This window comes from Pseudomonas sp. GW821-FHT04D07 (genome assembly GCF_059420225.1).
Map to the genome: position 1 here is coordinate 15,056 of NZ_JBWKTH010000013.1, position 14,948 is coordinate 30,003.

Sequence of the window (14,948 nt, forward strand, 5' to 3'; positions counted from 1 at the left end):
TCAAACCTTTCCCACAGGTTTTGTGTCGTGCGCACTGGCCAGGGCAACTCAAACATTTCCCACAGGTTTTGTGTCGTGCGCACTGGCCAGGGCAACTCGAACATTTCCCACAGGTTTTGTGTCGTGCGCACTGGCCAGGGCAACTCAAACCTTTCCCACAGGTTTTGTGTCGTGCGCACTGGCCAGGGCAACTCAAACATTTCCCACAGGTTTTGTGTCGTGCACACTGGCCGGGGCAACTCAAACCTTTCCCACAGGTTTTGTGTCGTGCGCTTTGGCCAGGGCAACTCAAACCTTTCCCACAGGTTTTGTGTCGTGCGCACTGGCCGGGGCAACTCGAACCTTGTGGGAGCGGAGCTTGCCCGCGAAGGGGCCCGAAGATCGCCACATGAGCCCCTGCCCCACTCGGTATCAGGCCGAACGCAGGCTCTTCTCCCGCAACCCCACCAGATCCCGATACCCCGCCCCCGGATGGATATCCGCCAGCTTCGGCCCCGCGCCGAACAGCTTCTCGCGCAAGGTCCCCGGGGCGTATTCGGTCTTGTACACGCCGCGCTTCTGCAGCTCCGGCACCAACAGCTCCACCGCGTCGACAAAGGTCTCGTGGGTCAGCGCATAGGCCAGGTTGAAACCGTCGACATCAGTCTCCTCGACCCACTCCTGCAACAGATCCGCCACGGTTTCCGGGCTGCCGACAAACAACGGTCCAAACCCACCGATCCCGACCCAGTCAGCCAGCTCATTGGGTGTCCAGATCCGGTTCGGATCCGCCGTGGAAAAGGTCTCCACCGCCGACTGGATGGCGTTGGTGTGCACATGCTGCAACGGCTCATCGGGTTTGAACTGGCTGAAGTCGATCCCGGTCCAGCCCGAGATCAGCGCCATGGCGCCCTCGTAGCTGACGTAGGATTTGTATTCCTCGAACTTGGCCTTGGCCTTGGCGTCGGTCTCGCCGAGGATCACGGTCTGGAGGTTGAAGATCAGGATGCTCCGCGGGTCCCGACCTGCCTCCGCCGCGCGCCGGCGGATATCGGCCACGACCTTTTTCAGCAACACCTTGGACGGCACGGCAACAAACACGCACTCGGCATGCTCGGCGGCGAACTGCTTGCCACGGCTGGACGCACCGGCCTGATACAGAACCGGCGTGCGTTGCGGCGACGGTTCACACAGGTGGATGCCCGGCACCTGGAAGTGTTTGCCGACATGCTGGATCTGGTGAATCTTGCTCGGGTCGCTGAACACCTTGCGCGCCCGGTCACGCAGGATCGCGCCGTCTTCCCAGCTGCCTTCCCAGAGTTTGTAGCAGACCTCCAGATACTCCTCGGCATAGTCGTAACGGGCGTCATGTTCGGTTTGGGCGCGTTGGCCAAGATTCTTCGCACCGCTTTCCAGGTACGAAGTGACGATGTTCCAACCGGCGCGGCCCTTGGTCAGGTGGTCCAGGGTGGAAAGACGCCGGGCAAAGGGATACGGGTGCTCGAAGGACAGCGAAGCCGTGAGGCCGAAGCCCAGGTGCTCGGTCACCAGCGCCATGGGCGGGATCAACTGCAACGGATCGTTCACCGGCACCTGGGCCGCCTGGCGAATGGCCGCGTCGCCATTGCCGTTGTAGACGTCATAGATCCCCAACACATCGGCGATAAACAGGCCGTCGAACTTGCCCCGCTCAAGAGTCTTCGCCAGGTCGGTCCAGTACTCCAGGTCCTTGTACTGCCAGGAACGGTCCCGTGGATGGGCCCACAGCCCGGGCGACTGGTGGCCGACGCAGTTCATGTCGAAGGCATTGAGGCGGATTTCACGGGACATCGACAGCACTCCTGGCACTCGGCGGAACCACGCCGTTGAGGCGCAAGTCACCGATCAATCGGTATTTGAGATGCAGCGGATCCTCAAGCGGATCATGGCTGGGCGGCCACTTGGGGCGTTGGCCGGTCAGCTCCAGTTCGACCTGGCCGACCTGGGCCAGGGCTTCAGCAATGGCGATACTGGCTTCGGCGACCGCGATGGTCTTTTCGACCTCGTCCTGGGTGCCGACGGCAATACGTTCAGCACGCTCCAGCAGCGCCGCCGCCACGTCGATGCGAATCTGCAGGTCGCCGAACTTGCCGATGACCTGGTGATCGGCGACCAGTTGGGCATGGGCGCGTACGACGCCAAGGGTCCGTTGCAGGGATTGGTGGGCCTTGTGCAGGTCGCTTGCCACTCGTGCCAGGGCGGGCTGGTGGCTGGCGGGATGAGTCAATGCGTTCATCGTGGGCTCCTAGTTCCAGGCATGCCGGGCCGGCTTGATGCCGTTGAGCAGGTAGTTGCCGATCAGGTGATATTTCCAGCGCGCCGGGTCATGCAGGGTGTGGGTGCGGGCGTTGCGCCAATGGCGATCGAGGTTGTGCCTGGCCAGCACCGAACGGGTACCGGCCAGTTCGAAGAGCTTGCTGCTGACCAGCAGCGCGATTTCGGCGGACAGCACCTTGGCCTCGGCCACCACCACGGAGGCCAGGGCGACGCTGTCTTCGCTGGGTTGCGCCAGAGCGTGGTCAACCGCCAGACCGGCTTTTTCCAGGATCGCTTCGGTGCCATGCACCCGCCATTCCAGATCGCCGATAGCCGCCTGGGTGAAGGGATCCTGCCAGCCATATTCCTGCTGACTGTCGATCCACGGCCGCGCTTGACGGGCATGACGCTTGGCGTCTTCAAGGGCGCCGACGGCAATGCCGGTGTCGACGGCTGCCTGGATAATCTGGGAGATCGGGCCGTTGGCGGTGGCCAGGTCGAAGGCCTTGTGGGCCGGAATCACGCTGCTGCGCGGCACCTTCACATCGTTGAACAAGGCATTGCCGCTGGCGGTGGTGCGCTGGCCGAAGCCATCCCAGTTGTCGACGATGGTCAGGCCCGGGGCGCCCTGCTCGACAAAAGCGATCTGCGCATTACCGGTCTCATCAAGGCCGACCACCGGGATGAGATGGGCGAACAAGGCGCCGGTGCAGTAGAACTTTTCACCGTCGATATGGGCCGTGTCGCCGTCGAAACGGATGCGGGTGTCGAAGGTGCCGGCGTTCTTGCTCTTGGCTTCGGAAAACGCATTGCCGAAGCGATAGCCTTGCAGCACCTTGGCGAAATAGTGCTGCTTTTGTTCCTCGCTGGCGGTTTGCAAGAGGATATCCAGCACACCCAGATGGTTCTGCGGGATCTGGCCGAGGGACGAGTCGGCGGCGGAAATGATCTTGATGACTTGCGCCACCGTCACATAGGAAACCCCGGCACCGCCGTAGGCTTTGGGAACGGTGATACCCCACAGGCCACTGGCGGCGAATTCGTCGAGTTCGGCGGCGGGCAGGCGCCGCTCGCGGTCACGTACACCGGCTTCGACGGCAAAATGCGCGGCGAGGGTTCTGGCGGTGGCAATGGCCTCTTCATCCGAGCGAATGATATGGGCGGTGTAGGCAGGTTTGGCGACAGTTGTCATAGACCGACTCCCGAGTCCTTGAAAATGCAAAACGCATGACAAGGACATAGCAGGAGTCGTGCCTAAAAATAAAAACTATATTTTTCAGATAGTTAATTAAAAAACCTAGAATAGATCACAGCTATAAAACAGCAAATTGTCCAGACACTGTTGCCCTGGCAACACTCGGAAGGGGCTTTTCCCATGCCCGCCAGAGATGGAAATGGAAACCTGGTAACACCGCGAACCTGTAGGAGCAGGGCTTACCCGCGAAGCTTTTGGCGGTCTCAAGGACCTATTCGCTGGCAAGCCAGGTTCCTACAAGGGATCTGGGCACGACGATACCCATGTGTTGGAACACCGATTTTCTGTGGGAACCGGCTTGCTGGCGATAGCGCCCGACCAGTCGAAGCAAGACTTCCGGATCTCATCACAAGCAAGCTTCCCCCTACAACACCACATTACGGATAAAGCGCGTCGCCACTTCGCCATCGTTGCGATAACCATGGGGCTGGTTGCTGGGAAACATGAAGAACTCCCCTGCGGCTACCAGTCGGGGCTGTTCCCCAAGCATCACCGTCAGGCAACCTTCGAAGACGTAGATCTGCTCGCTCCAGCCGTCGTAGTCCGGCTCCGAGTCGTACCGCTCGCCCGGTTCCAGGCGCCACTCCCAGAGCTCCACTTCGCGGTTCGCCATGGCCTTGGCCAGCAACACCGCCTTGCTCCCCGGAATCACCCCGGCCCAGGCCACCTCGTTGATCCGACTCGGGTCGCGGACATCCGGTGCCTGAATCAGGTCGCTGAAAGCCACACCCAACGCCTCGGCCACTCGGTCCAACGTGGTCAGGCTGACATTCTTTTCCCCCGCCTCGATCGCCACCAGCATACGGCGGCTGACCCCGGACTTTTCCGACAACGCGGTCTGACTCAACTGAGCCTCATGGCGCAGGCGACGCACGTTCAAACTGACATGCTGCAGCACCGAAGCCCGTTGCGAAGTTTCTTTGTGCACTATATTGCTCACTTGGTTGGTTTGCGCAGTATACTGCCCAGCTTCGGCGCATTGTGCGTCTCACCCGGAGAGTGTGCAAGGCCATGACTGCGGCGAACTCCAACACCTCGTTTGCCTCGACCCTGCGGTTCAGCAAGGCCGAGTGCGTGCTGATCCTGATCACCATGGTCTGGGGCGGCACCTTCCTGCTGGTGCAGAACGCCATGACCGTCAGCGGCCCGATGTTCTTCGTCGGCCTGCGCTTTGCCGCGGCGGCGAGCATCGTCGCACTGTTCTCGGCCCGCAGCCTGCGCGGCATCACCGCTTTCGAACTGAAGGCGGGGTTCCTTATCGGCACCGCGATCATGCTCGGCTACGGCCTGCAAACCGTGGGTCTGCAAAGTATTCCCAGCAGCCAGTCGGCGTTTATCACCGCGTTGTACGTGCCCTTCGTGCCGCTGCTGCAATGGTTGGTGCTGGGCAAGCGTCCGGGGCTGATGCCGAGTATCGGGATCATGCTGGCCTTTACCGGTTTGATGCTGTTGTCCGGGCCCAACGGCGCGAAGCTGAACTTCAGCTCCGGGGAAATCGCCACGGTGATCAGCGCCATCGCGATTGCCGCCGAGATCATTCTGATCAGCAACTATGCCGGCAAGGTCGATGTGCGGCGGGTGACCGTGGTGCAGTTGGGCACGGCGTCGATCCTGGCATTTCTGATGATCGTGCCGACCCAGGAAGCACTGCCGGAGTTTTCCTGGCTGCTGCTGGCCAGCGCGGTCGGCCTCGGCGCCGCCAGCGCGGCGATCCAGGTGGCGATGAACTGGGCGCAGAAGAGTGTGTCGCCGACCCGCGCCACCTTGATCTATGCCGGAGAGCCGGTCTGGGCGGGAATTGCCGGGCGTGTGGCGGGTGAGCGCCTGCCGGGGATTGCGTTGTTGGGGGCGGCGTTGATCGTGGCGGCGGTGATCGTCAGCGAGTTGAAGACCAAGGGCAAGCAGCGGGCCGAGGCGATCGAAGAAACCACAGAAGCCGAAGGCCTGGATCCGAACAACCCTTAGACCGCGCTATCGTTCTTCGCGGCGATGCGGCGTCCCGACAAGCTCCGCGCCCACAAAGGATGGGGGTGCGCTCGATTTTTGTGAACGACACAAAACCTGTGGGAGCGGAGCTTGCCCGCGAAAGCGTCCGCTCAAACAACACATCCCCTCACTGCCCCCTACAAACAGGCATATCAGCCATTTACCACCTACCTTGTAGGATTCTGCCACAGGTTCTGGGTTGGTGATCCCCGGTGCGCCACGTATGATCTTTGGCAAACTCCTGCAGATTAGAAGCCTATGTCCTTGATAGTTCTACTGCTTTTGCCTTTTATCGGCAGTTGCCTGGCGGCCGTGCTGCCGCATAACGCACGCAACAGCGAATCCATCCTCGCCGGTGTTATCGCCCTGGTTGGCACCCTGCAGATGGCACTGCTCTACCCGCAGATCGCCCATGGCGGCGTGATTCACCAGACCATCGACTGGTTGCCCAGCCTCGGCCTGAACTTCGTCCTGCGCCTGGACGGCTTTGCCTGGCTGTTCTCGATGCTGGTGCTGGGCATCGGCACCCTGGTGTCGTTGTACGCCCGCTACTACATGTCGCCGGAAGACCCGGTGCCGCGCTTCTTCGCGTTTTTCCTGGCCTTTATGGGCGCCATGCTCGGCCTGGTGCTGTCCGGCAACCTGATCCAGATCGTGTTCTTCTGGGAACTGACCAGCCTGTTCTCCTTCCTGCTGATCGGCTACTGGCATCACCGCAGCGACGCCCGCCGTGGCGCCTATATGGCGCTGACGGTGACCGGCGCCGGCGGCCTGTGCCTGCTGGCGGGGGTCTTGATTCTCGGCCATGTGGTCGGCGGCTATGACCTGGACACCGTGCTGGCGGCTGGCGATAAAATCCGCGCCCACGCCCTGTATCCGATCCTGCTGCCGCTGATCCTGATCGGCGCCCTGAGCAAGAGCGCACAGTTCCCCTTCCACTTCTGGCTGCCCCACGCCATGGCCGCGCCGACCCCGGTCTCGGCCTACCTGCACTCGGCGACCATGGTCAAGGCCGGGGTGTTTCTCCTGGCGCGACTGTGGCCGTCGCTCTCCGGCAGCGATGAGTGGTTCTGGATCGTCGGCGGCGCCGGCGCCGCGACCCTGCTGCTCGGCGCCTACTGCGCCATGTTCCAGAACGACCTCAAGGGCCTGCTGGCCTACTCCACCATCAGCCACCTGGGCCTGATCACCCTGCTGCTGGGCCTGAACAGCCCGCTGGCCGCCGTGGCCGCGGTGTTCCACATCCTCAACCACGCCACCTTCAAGGCCTCGCTGTTCATGGCCGCTGGCATCATCGACCACGAAAGCGGCACCCGCGATATCCGCAAGCTCAGCGGCCTGATCAAGCTGATCCCGTTCACCGCGACCCTGGCGATGGTCGCCAGCGCCTCCATGGCCGGGGTGCCGCTGCTCAACGGCTTCCTGTCCAAGGAAATGTTCTTCGCCGAAACGGTGTTCATCAATTCCAGCGCCTGGGTCGAAATGGCCCTGCCGGTCATCGCCACCCTTGCCGGCACCTTCAGCGTCGCCTATTCGCTGCGCTTTACTGTCGATGTGTTCTTCGGCCCCAAGGCCACCGACCTGCCCCACGCACCCCATGAACCACCGCGCTGGATGCGCGCGCCGGTGGAGCTGCTGGTGTTCACCTGCCTGCTGGTGGGGATCTTCCCGGCCCAGGTGGTCGGCTCGATCCTCGCCACCGCGGCCCTGCCGGTGGTCGGCGGGACCCTGCCCGAGTACAGCCTGGCGATCTGGCACGGCCTCAACGCGCCGATGATCATGAGCCTGATCGCCATGTCCGGCGGCGTGCTGCTCTACCTGTTGTTACGCAAACAACTCAAGCGTGGCCGTTTCAGTCGTCCGCCACTGATCGGTCGCCTCAACGGCAAGCGCCTGTTCGAACGCAGCCTGGTGCTGATCATGCGCTATGCCCGGCGCATCGAACGCCGGGTCAGCACCCAGCGCCTGCAAACCCAGTTGTTTCTGCTGGTGCTGGCGGCGGTGGTCGGCGGCCTGATTCCGATGTGGCACAGCAGCCTGTCCTGGGGCGAACGGCCGAAGATCGCCGGTTCCATCGTCTTCGTCACCCTCTGGCTGCTGGCCATCGCCTGCGCCCTGGGCGCTGCCTGGCAAGCCAAGTACCACCGGCTGGCGGCCATGATCATGGTCAGCGTCTGCGGCCTGATGACCTGCATCACCTTTGTCTGGTTCTCCGCGCCGGACCTGGCCCTGACCCAGTTGGTGGTGGAAGTGGTGACCACGGTACTGATCCTGCTGGGCCTGCGCTGGCTGCCGCGGCGTATCGAAGAGGTCTCGCCCTTGCCGAGCAGCCTGCGCAAGGCGCGGATTCGCCGCCTGCGCGACCTGCTGCTGTCGGTCGCTGTCGGCGGCGGCATGGCGCTGTTGTCCTACGCCATGCTGACCCGCCAGACGCCCAACGATATCTCCTCGTTCTACCTCAGCCGCGCCCTGCCCGAAGGCGGTGGCAGCAACGTGGTGAACGTGATGCTGGTGGACTTCCGCGGCTTCGATACCCTCGGTGAAATCACCGTGCTGGTGGCCACCGCCCTGACGGTGTTCGCTCTGCTGCGGCGTTTCCGTCCACCGAAGGAAAGCCTGGAGCTGCCTAACCAGCAGCGCCAACTGGCCCCGGACGTGGTCACCGACCTGGTCAACCCGCGCAGCGCCAGCGACACCGCCCTCGGTTTCATGATGGTGCCGGCGGTGCTGGTGCGCCTGCTGCTGCCGATCGCCTTCGTGGTCTCGATGTACCTGTTCATGCGCGGGCACAACCAACCAGGCGGTGGTTTTGTCGCCGGGCTGGTGATGTCGGTGGCGTTTATCCTGCAATACATGGTTGCCGGCACCCAATGGGTCGAGGCGCAGATGAGCCTGCGGCCGTTACGCTGGATGGGCACCGGCCTGCTGTTCGCCACGGTCACCGGCCTTGCGGCGATGGCCTTCGGCTATCCATTCCTGACCACCCACACCGCGCACCTGCATCTGCCGCTGCTGGGCGACGTCCATATCGCCAGCGCGTTGTTCTTCGATATCGGCGTGTACGCGGTGGTGGTCGGTTCGACCCTGCTGATCCTCACCGCCCTGGCGCACCAATCGGTCCGCGCCCATCGGCCGAGCCAGCAACTCGGCGCCCAAGCCAAGCCAGGAGCCGCCTGATGGAAGAAGTCATTGCAATTGCCATCGGCGTGCTCGTTGCTTCCGGGGTCTGGTTGGTGCTGCGCCCGCGGACCTTTCAGGTGGTAATGGGCCTGTGCCTGCTGTCCTACGGGGTCAACCTGTTTATCTTCAGCATGGGCAGCCTGTTTATCGGCAAGGAGCCGATGGTCAAGGACGGCGTGCCCCAGGACTTGCTCCACTACACCGATCCGCTGCCCCAGGCCCTGGTGCTCACCGCCATTGTCATCAGCTTCGCCATGACCGCGCTGTTCCTGGTGGTGCTGCTGGCCTCGCGCGGCCTGACCGGCACCGACCATGTCGATGGTCGGGAGCCCAAGGAATGAACCCGATGTCACACCTGATCATCGCCCCGATCCTGTTGCCGCTGCTCACGGCAGCGCTGATGCTGATGCTCGGCGAGAAACACCGACCGCTCAAGGCCCGACTCAATCTGGTCTCGAGCCTGATCGGCCTGGGTATCTCGGTGCTCTTGCTGATCGGCACCCAGGCCGGCGAAACCGGCTCCATCGGCGTCTACCTGCCAAGCAACTGGCAGGTGCCGTTCGGCATCGTGCTGGTGGTCGACCGTCTCTCGGCGTTGATGCTGGTCCTGACCGGGATCATCGGCGTCAGCGCGCTGCTGTTCGCCATGGCCCGCTGGGACCGTGCCGGCGCCAGCTTCCACGCCTTGTTCCAGATCCAGTTGATGGGCCTGTACGGTGCCTTCCTGACCGCCGACCTGTTCAACCTGTTCGTGTTCTTCGAGGTGTTGCTGGCGGCGTCCTACGGCCTGGTCCTGCACGGCTCGGGGCGCTCGCGGGTGTCGGCGGGCTTGCATTACATCGCGATCAACCTGTTGGCCTCGTCGCTGTTCCTGATCGGCGCGGCGCTGATCTATGGCGTTGCCGGGACCCTGAACATGGCCGACCTGGCCCTGAAGATCCCGCTGGTACCGGAAGCCGATCGCGGCCTGCTGCATGCCGGCGCGGCGATTCTCGCCGTGGCCTTCCTGGCCAAGGCCGGGATGTGGCCGCTGAACTTCTGGCTGGTGCCCGCCTACTCCTCGGCCAGCGCCCCGGTGGCGGCGATGTTCGCGATCATGACCAAGGTCGGGGTCTATACCCTGCTGCGCTTGTGGACCCTGCTGTTCTCCGGCGAGGCCGGCGCCTCGGCGCATTTCGGTGGCGACTGGCTGATCTACGGCGGCATGGCGACCATCGCCTGCGCCGCCGTGGCCATCCTCGCCGCCCAACGCCTGGAGCGCATGGCCAGCCTGAGCATCCTGGTGTCGGCGGGCATCCTGCTTTCGGCCATCGGTTTCGCCCAGCCGAACCTCACGGCCGGCGCGCTGTTCTACCTGGTCAGCTCGACCCTGGCCTTGAGTGCGCTGTTCCTCCTGGCCGAACTGATCGAACGCTCGCGCTCGGCCAACGAACTGCCGCTGGACGAGGACATCGACCCGCTGCCACGCTCGCTGGAGTCTTTGCACCCACGGCCCGGCACCAACCTGGACGATGAACAGAAAGCCGTGGTCGGCCAGGTCATCCCCTGGACCATGGCCTTCCTCGGTTTGAGTTTTATCGCCTGCGCCCTGCTGATTATCGGCATGCCGCCGCTGTCCGGCTTTATCGGCAAGCTGAGCTTGCTCAGCGCCCTGCTCAATCCGCTAGGGCTGGGCATCGATGCGCCGATCTCCCCGGCGGCCTGGGCCCTGCTGGCCTTGCTGGTGCTGTCCGGACTCGCTTCGCTGCTGGCTTTCTCGCGGATGGGTATCGCGCGTTTCTGGACACCCCAGGAGCGTCCGTCACCGGCACTGCGGCGTTTCGAATACCTGCCCATCGTCGCCTTGCTGGGCCTGTGCATCCTGCTGACGGTCAAGGCCGAGCCGCTGCTGCGCTACACCCGGGCTGCGGCTGAGTCCCTCGACAATCCAGGGCAATACATCAGCGCCGTGCAGGCCACCCGTCCGGTGCCGAACCCGAGTGCCGCCGTGGAGGTGCAGCCATGAAGCGCCTGTTCCCCGCGCCCTGGCTGTCCCTGGCGCTGTGGTTGCTGTGGCTGGTGCTGAACCTGTCGATCAGCCCGGGCAACCTGCTGCTGGGTGCGGCCCTCGCGGTTTTCGCCCCGGTGATGATGGCGCCGTTGCGCCCGCGGCCGATCCGTATCCGTCGCCCCGGGGTCATGCTGCGCCTGTTGCTGCGGGTCGGGGCGGACGTGGTGCTGTCCAACCTCGCCGTCGCCTGGGGCGTGCTCAATGCTGGACGCCGCGCACCGCGTTCGGCCTTCGTCAAGGTGCCCCTGGACCTGCGCGATGCCAACGGCCTGGCGGTGCTGTCGATGATCTGCACGGTGGTTCCCGGCACCGTCTGGTCGGAGCTGGCCCTGGACCGCAGCGTCCTGCTGCTGCACGTCTTCGACCTGGATGACGAAAGCGCTTTTATCCAGCACTTCAAGGCGACTTACGAACGTCCTCTGATGGAGATCTTCGAATGAGCGCACTGCTCGCCAATGCGATCCTGCTGAGCCTGTTTATCTTCAGCGTGGCCCTGGTCCTGACCGTGGTCCGGCTGTTCAAGGGCCCGTCGGCCCAGGACCGGGTCCTGGCCTTGGATTACCTTTACCTGATTGCCATGCTGATGATGTTGGTGCTGGGCATTCGCTACGCCAGTGACACCTACTTCGAAGCGGCGCTGCTGATTGCCCTGTTCGGCTTTGTCGGTTCGTTTGCCCTGGCCAAATTCCTTCTGCGCGGCGAGGTGATCGAATGAACGCGGTATCGCTCTGGATCGAAATTCCGGTGGCCCTGCTGCTGCTGGCCGCCAGCCTGCTCGCCCTGTGCGGCGCCATCGGTTTGTTGCGCATGAAGGACTTCTTCCAGCGCATGCACCCGCCGGCGCTGGCTTCGACCCTTGGTGCCTGGTGCGTGGCACTGGCCTCGATCCTGTACTTTTCGGCGCTCAAATCAGAGCCGGTGATCCATGCCTGGCTGATCCCGATCCTGCTGTCGATCACCGTACCGGTGACCACCCTGCTGCTGGCCCGCACCGGGTTGTTCCGCAAGCGCATGGCCGGCGCCGATGTGCCCGCGGAAGTCAGTAGCGGGCGTACCGAGGGCAAGGGCTGAGTGAATTGAAGGGTGCGTGCCTAATCTCTCACCACGCCAATAAATAGGTCCAGGTCGCTGGGGAGCTGCTCCTTGATAACTGAAGCAATTTGTTGGATCTGGTGGCGGGTAAGTGGCAACTCCCCATCACTTTCCTCCACAAGGCTTTTCCAGCCCAACACGTCCATGACCGCCTGTTCAAACTCAGGGACGACATCGAGATCATATTTCAACGAATCATCCTCATGCTCATCTGTTAAGAAACCAGTTATATTCAGATGCATCAGTTCTCCTACTTTTCCACTTTCCGGTCAGATGATCATCGTGCCGGCAACCACCCTAGTGCGGGCCCGTACCGCTCCAACCGTCACTGCTCAAGCCCAATGAACATCTTTAAGTGAGTCGGAAGCGGTTGCCCAGTAAGTTCGGATATCTGCTCCAGCTGCTCCCTAGACAGCAGCCATTCACCCACTGCCATTGCATTCAGGCTTTCATGACCAAGTAGCCGCATGATTCTCTCGTTAAAGCTGCTATCCAGATCAAGTTCAAACTTTAGCGAATCATCATCGGCACTATCAGGTAAAAAACCACTAATACACAGATACATAAATACTCCTACTTTTCGACTCTTCGGCCAGGTTTGGCTGGTTTGGTTTGCTCACCTGTAGCAGGATCAAACTCTCCCAGGTGCTTTCCCTGCTTGTCATACATTTCAACTGCTCCATGCTTGCTGTCCCACTCGTAGATTCGGCCCTTACTATCTTTCCAGCGACGACGAGCCGCTCCCCCACCCTGAACCTTTGTTTTGATACCTACTTTAATCGCATCTGGAAATGCGATGAGCCCCTTAGGCGGCAAATGATAAGAATGATCCCCTCCAAACGGCTTCGAATACACCACATAAATCGACTTCAACCCGGAATCGAGCGGGAACGTAATGATCCGGTCGCCAAGGGTAACGTCGTCAGCGACGGGATAACCGTCGATCTGCGAATCCACCCCTTCCTCAATGGGATGCACAAGGATGCTGCCCATCGGCTCATCCGTGTGTTCCGGGAAAGTCAGTTCGGGGGTGAGCAGCGGGCCACCGTTGGGCGTCCAGAGCAGGGTGATGCCGTCGCCCAGATGGGCTTCCAGCGTGCGGCCGTCGGCCCGCCATTGGGCTTTGACAATACGGACGCTGTCATCCCCGGAAGCCCCGGTGTGAATACCGTAGAGCTGCAACGCCCCTTCGGTGTCGTGACGAAACTGGAAACGTACACGGGAAGCCGCAGCCGCCATCTGCCGCAGTTCGTCGTCGCTGTACAGGGTGCCGTCCCCCATGCGAGCGGGGAGCATGCCGGCGATAAAGACCGTGGCACCGCCACCGGCCACCATGGCGCTGCGCAACATCCAGCGGAAGCCCTGCTGGACGATGCCGCCTCCGGCGATTCGACCCAGCGCCGCATCGGCTCCCAGCGTGGCGCCAAGCACGGCGGCCCCCGCCGGAATCGCCTTGGTTTTCGACACCATAACCTTGCCAAAATGGGAGGCAGGTTCGGTGACTGTGCCCGCCTCCGTGCAGCGCCAGTTTGCGGGGTCACAGGACTTGGCAAAGATCACGCCTTGTGGTGGTTTTGACTGGGGCCAGGACTCCTTTTGAAGGGGGATCTCTGGAGGTGCCGGGGCGGGGGCTCTCTGTTCGACACCACCAAAGCAGCCCCAGCTTTCTGTCCGCCAGCCAGGCTCCTTGCACCAGGAGCATGGCTGGCCGGGCCGACAGAAGAGGCAGTCTTTTTTTTCGCCTTTCTCGAAAAAATCATTGCTCCATTTCAAACCCATGTTCCTTCGTACTGGTTTGCAGTACGAAGGAACATGCAGGAGGTTCTCACGGCGATAAAGCCCCTGAAGAGTGTTTACAAAATGCCCTTCAGTGTTTACAGATTGGTCCTACTTCAGACCGCCTACAGTGCGGATATCACCTGCTTTATTTAAAATTTTCCGCTTATATCGATAAAGTTATTTTCAGATTCTGTCAGTCGAGGCTGAACACCCCCTCGGACCAGACTGGACAAGGGACAATCGGACTAGTCGCCAACGCCAATCAGTTAAGGAAATGGGGTCTCAAGAACGCCCACGAAACCTGTAGGAGCCTGCTTGCTGGCGATGGCGATGTCACATTCACCGCCGCTATCGCCAGCAAGCCGGCTCCTACACGTTCAACGTGCAGTGAAAAATACCCGACCATCACGCTTGAGCAGGTCAAGCATGGTCTGGGCCGCCGGCGACAAGTAACTGCCGGCCCGCACGGAAACCACCAGGGTACGCTTCATGGTGGTTTCCTTGAGCCGCACTTCCCGCAGATGCGTCGCGCCCTTCACATCCTCCAGGGTTTCCCGCGCCAGGAAGCTCAGCAAGCGAGTCTGGCCGATCAGACGTGGCAGCAGGGAAATCGTATTGGTCTCGATCTGCACCGAGGGCAGCGGCAGGTCATGGGCGAGAAACACATTGTCGATCCAGCGCCGCGACGACACCCCAGGGGCCGGTAGCACCCAGCGAAAGCGCCCCAGCTCGCTCAGGCGAATCGGCGCGTCGAAGATCGGGTGATTGCGGCTGGCAACCACCACCGCCTCATCATCGAACAACGGATGCGACAACAGCTGCGGATCATCGTCGAACAGCGGGCAGATCACCATGTCCAACCGCCCGGAACGCAGGGACTCGCGCAACATATCGTCCTGGCCGATCGCCAGGCTCAAGGTGATCTCCGGCGCCCGTTCCAGCAAGGCGGTGGTCAATTGCGGCAGCAGGTACTCGGCCATGCTCGCCGCACAGCCCAGGCGGATATTGCCCAACACGCCGCTGGCGAAGTCGCGGATTTCACGGTGGGTCTCGGCAATGCTCTGCTGCAACTGCCGACCACGCTGCTGCAACAACTCGCCGACCGGGGTCAGCTTGATCCGCCGGCCCTCGCGTTCGAACAGCTTGGTGCCGAACGACTCCTCCAAGCGCTGAATACTCTTGGTCAACGCCGGCTGGCTACGGTTGAGCTTCTGCGCCGCGCGGCCCAGATGGCCCAACTCGGCGATGGTTTCGAAATAGGTGAGATCGCGCAGGTCCATATTGATCAACCAAAGTTATCGTTTCATCACAATTAGAAACTAGACTTGATCA

At 62.1% G+C, this 14,948-nt stretch carries 15 protein-coding genes and 1 pseudogene; 7 read left to right on the plus strand and 9 right to left on the minus strand.

Annotated elements, in window-relative coordinates; all coding sequences use genetic code 11:
• From AC07T0_RS16785 to AC07T0_RS16805, 5 genes are all read right to left on the minus strand, one after another.
• Positions 1–323 (minus strand): hypothetical protein (locus AC07T0_RS16785; RefSeq protein ID WP_495002256.1); only part of this gene is annotated, 323 nt, incomplete at its 3' end.
• 88 nt (positions 324–411) lie between these two features.
• Positions 412–1,809, minus strand: coding sequence for an LLM class flavin-dependent oxidoreductase (locus AC07T0_RS16790; RefSeq protein WP_495002257.1), 1,398 nt, complete (start codon positions 1,807–1,809; stop codon positions 412–414).
• Positions 1,799–2,254, minus strand: coding sequence for a hypothetical protein (locus tag AC07T0_RS16795; RefSeq protein ID WP_495002258.1), 456 nt, complete (start codon positions 2,252–2,254; stop codon positions 1,799–1,801). Before AC07T0_RS16795 ends, AC07T0_RS16790 begins: the two co-directional genes overlap by 11 nt.
• A gap of 9 nt (positions 2,255–2,263) precedes the next feature.
• Positions 2,264–3,466, minus strand: coding sequence for an SfnB family sulfur acquisition oxidoreductase (locus AC07T0_RS16800; RefSeq protein ID WP_495002259.1), 1,203 nt, complete (start codon positions 3,464–3,466; stop codon positions 2,264–2,266).
• A 427-nt stretch (positions 3,467–3,893) separates the two neighbouring features.
• Positions 3,894–4,457, minus strand: a complete 564-nt coding sequence (locus AC07T0_RS16805; RefSeq protein WP_495002260.1) for a helix-turn-helix domain-containing protein — start codon at positions 4,455–4,457, stop codon at positions 3,894–3,896.
• Here AC07T0_RS16805 and AC07T0_RS16810 point away from each other — a divergent pair.
• The 7 genes and pseudogenes from AC07T0_RS16810 to AC07T0_RS16840 all read left to right on the plus strand — a co-directional run bounded on the left by AC07T0_RS16810 (position 4,416) and on the right by AC07T0_RS16840 (position 11,816).
• A pseudogene (locus tag AC07T0_RS16810) lies at positions 4,416–5,494 on the plus strand (DMT family transporter). The gene AC07T0_RS16805 and the pseudogene AC07T0_RS16810 overlap by 42 nt on opposite strands.
• A gap of 279 nt (positions 5,495–5,773) precedes the next feature.
• Complete coding sequence (locus tag AC07T0_RS16815) at positions 5,774–8,692, plus strand: monovalent cation/H+ antiporter subunit A (RefSeq protein WP_495002261.1); 2,919 nt, start codon at positions 5,774–5,776, stop codon at positions 8,690–8,692.
• Entirely contained in the window at positions 8,692–9,036 is a 345-nt protein-coding gene (locus AC07T0_RS16820; protein ID WP_495002262.1) for a Na+/H+ antiporter subunit C, read from the plus strand. The genes AC07T0_RS16815 and AC07T0_RS16820 overlap by 1 nt, the downstream gene beginning before the upstream one ends.
• Complete coding sequence (locus AC07T0_RS16825) at positions 9,033–10,700, plus strand: monovalent cation/H+ antiporter subunit D (RefSeq protein ID WP_495002263.1); 1,668 nt, start codon at positions 9,033–9,035, stop codon at positions 10,698–10,700. The genes AC07T0_RS16820 and AC07T0_RS16825 overlap by 4 nt, the downstream gene beginning before the upstream one ends.
• Positions 10,697–11,185 carry a Na+/H+ antiporter subunit E gene (locus tag AC07T0_RS16830; protein ID WP_495002264.1) on the plus strand — a complete coding sequence of 163 codons (489 nt, stop codon included), beginning with the start codon at positions 10,697–10,699 and terminating at the stop codon, positions 11,183–11,185. The genes AC07T0_RS16825 and AC07T0_RS16830 overlap by 4 nt, the downstream gene beginning before the upstream one ends.
• Positions 11,182–11,460 (plus strand): K+/H+ antiporter subunit F, encoded by a 279-nt coding sequence (locus tag AC07T0_RS16835; RefSeq protein WP_100943305.1) that lies wholly within the window; start codon positions 11,182–11,184, stop codon positions 11,458–11,460. Before AC07T0_RS16830 ends, AC07T0_RS16835 begins: the two co-directional genes overlap by 4 nt.
• Positions 11,457–11,816, plus strand: a complete 360-nt coding sequence (locus AC07T0_RS16840; RefSeq protein ID WP_495002265.1) for a Na+/H+ antiporter subunit G — start codon at positions 11,457–11,459, stop codon at positions 11,814–11,816. The genes AC07T0_RS16835 and AC07T0_RS16840 overlap by 4 nt, the downstream gene beginning before the upstream one ends.
• Positions 11,817–11,836: 20 nt before the next feature.
• On the opposite strand, the gene AC07T0_RS16845 is transcribed toward AC07T0_RS16840, so the two are convergent.
• The 4 genes from AC07T0_RS16845 to AC07T0_RS16860 form a co-directional block, all read right to left on the minus strand.
• Positions 11,837–12,079, minus strand: coding sequence for a pyocin S6 family toxin immunity protein (locus AC07T0_RS16845; RefSeq protein ID WP_495002266.1), 243 nt, complete (start codon positions 12,077–12,079; stop codon positions 11,837–11,839).
• 83 nt (positions 12,080–12,162) lie between these two features.
• Positions 12,163–12,402, minus strand: a complete 240-nt coding sequence (locus AC07T0_RS16850; RefSeq protein ID WP_495002267.1) for a pyocin S6 family toxin immunity protein — start codon at positions 12,400–12,402, stop codon at positions 12,163–12,165.
• Positions 12,403–12,410: 8 nt separating this feature from the next.
• Positions 12,411–13,610 (minus strand): colicin E3/pyocin S6 family cytotoxin, encoded by a 1,200-nt coding sequence (locus AC07T0_RS16855; protein ID WP_495002268.1) that lies wholly within the window; start codon positions 13,608–13,610, stop codon positions 12,411–12,413.
• A gap of 383 nt (positions 13,611–13,993) precedes the next feature.
• Entirely contained in the window at positions 13,994–14,896 is a 903-nt protein-coding gene (locus AC07T0_RS16860; RefSeq protein ID WP_495002269.1) for a LysR family transcriptional regulator, read from the minus strand.
• Positions 14,897–14,948 lie beyond the last annotated feature (52 nt).

Coding starts and splice junctions, on each gene's coding strand:
- AC07T0_RS16790 (WP_495002257.1), bottom strand. CDS start 1,809: ATGTCCCGTGAAATCCGCCTCAATGCCTTCGACATGAACTGCGTCGGC.
- AC07T0_RS16795 (WP_495002258.1), bottom strand. CDS start 2,254: ATGAACGCATTGACTCATCCCGCCAGCCACCAGCCCGCCCTGGCACGA.
- AC07T0_RS16800 (WP_495002259.1), bottom strand. CDS start 3,466: ATGACAACTGTCGCCAAACCTGCCTACACCGCCCATATCATTCGCTCG.
- AC07T0_RS16815 (WP_495002261.1), top strand. CDS start 5,774: ATGTCCTTGATAGTTCTACTGCTTTTGCCTTTTATCGGCAGTTGCCTG.
- AC07T0_RS16820 (WP_495002262.1), top strand. CDS start 8,692: ATGGAAGAAGTCATTGCAATTGCCATCGGCGTGCTCGTTGCTTCCGGG.
- AC07T0_RS16825 (WP_495002263.1), top strand. CDS start 9,033: ATGAACCCGATGTCACACCTGATCATCGCCCCGATCCTGTTGCCGCTG.
- AC07T0_RS16830 (WP_495002264.1), top strand. CDS start 10,697: ATGAAGCGCCTGTTCCCCGCGCCCTGGCTGTCCCTGGCGCTGTGGTTG.
- AC07T0_RS16835 (WP_100943305.1), top strand. CDS start 11,182: ATGAGCGCACTGCTCGCCAATGCGATCCTGCTGAGCCTGTTTATCTTC.
- AC07T0_RS16840 (WP_495002265.1), top strand. CDS start 11,457: ATGAACGCGGTATCGCTCTGGATCGAAATTCCGGTGGCCCTGCTGCTG.
- AC07T0_RS16845 (WP_495002266.1), bottom strand. CDS start 12,079: ATGCATCTGAATATAACTGGTTTCTTAACAGATGAGCATGAGGATGAT.
- AC07T0_RS16850 (WP_495002267.1), bottom strand. CDS start 12,402: ATGTATCTGTGTATTAGTGGTTTTTTACCTGATAGTGCCGATGATGAT.
- AC07T0_RS16860 (WP_495002269.1), bottom strand. CDS start 14,896: ATGGACCTGCGCGATCTCACCTATTTCGAAACCATCGCCGAGTTGGGC.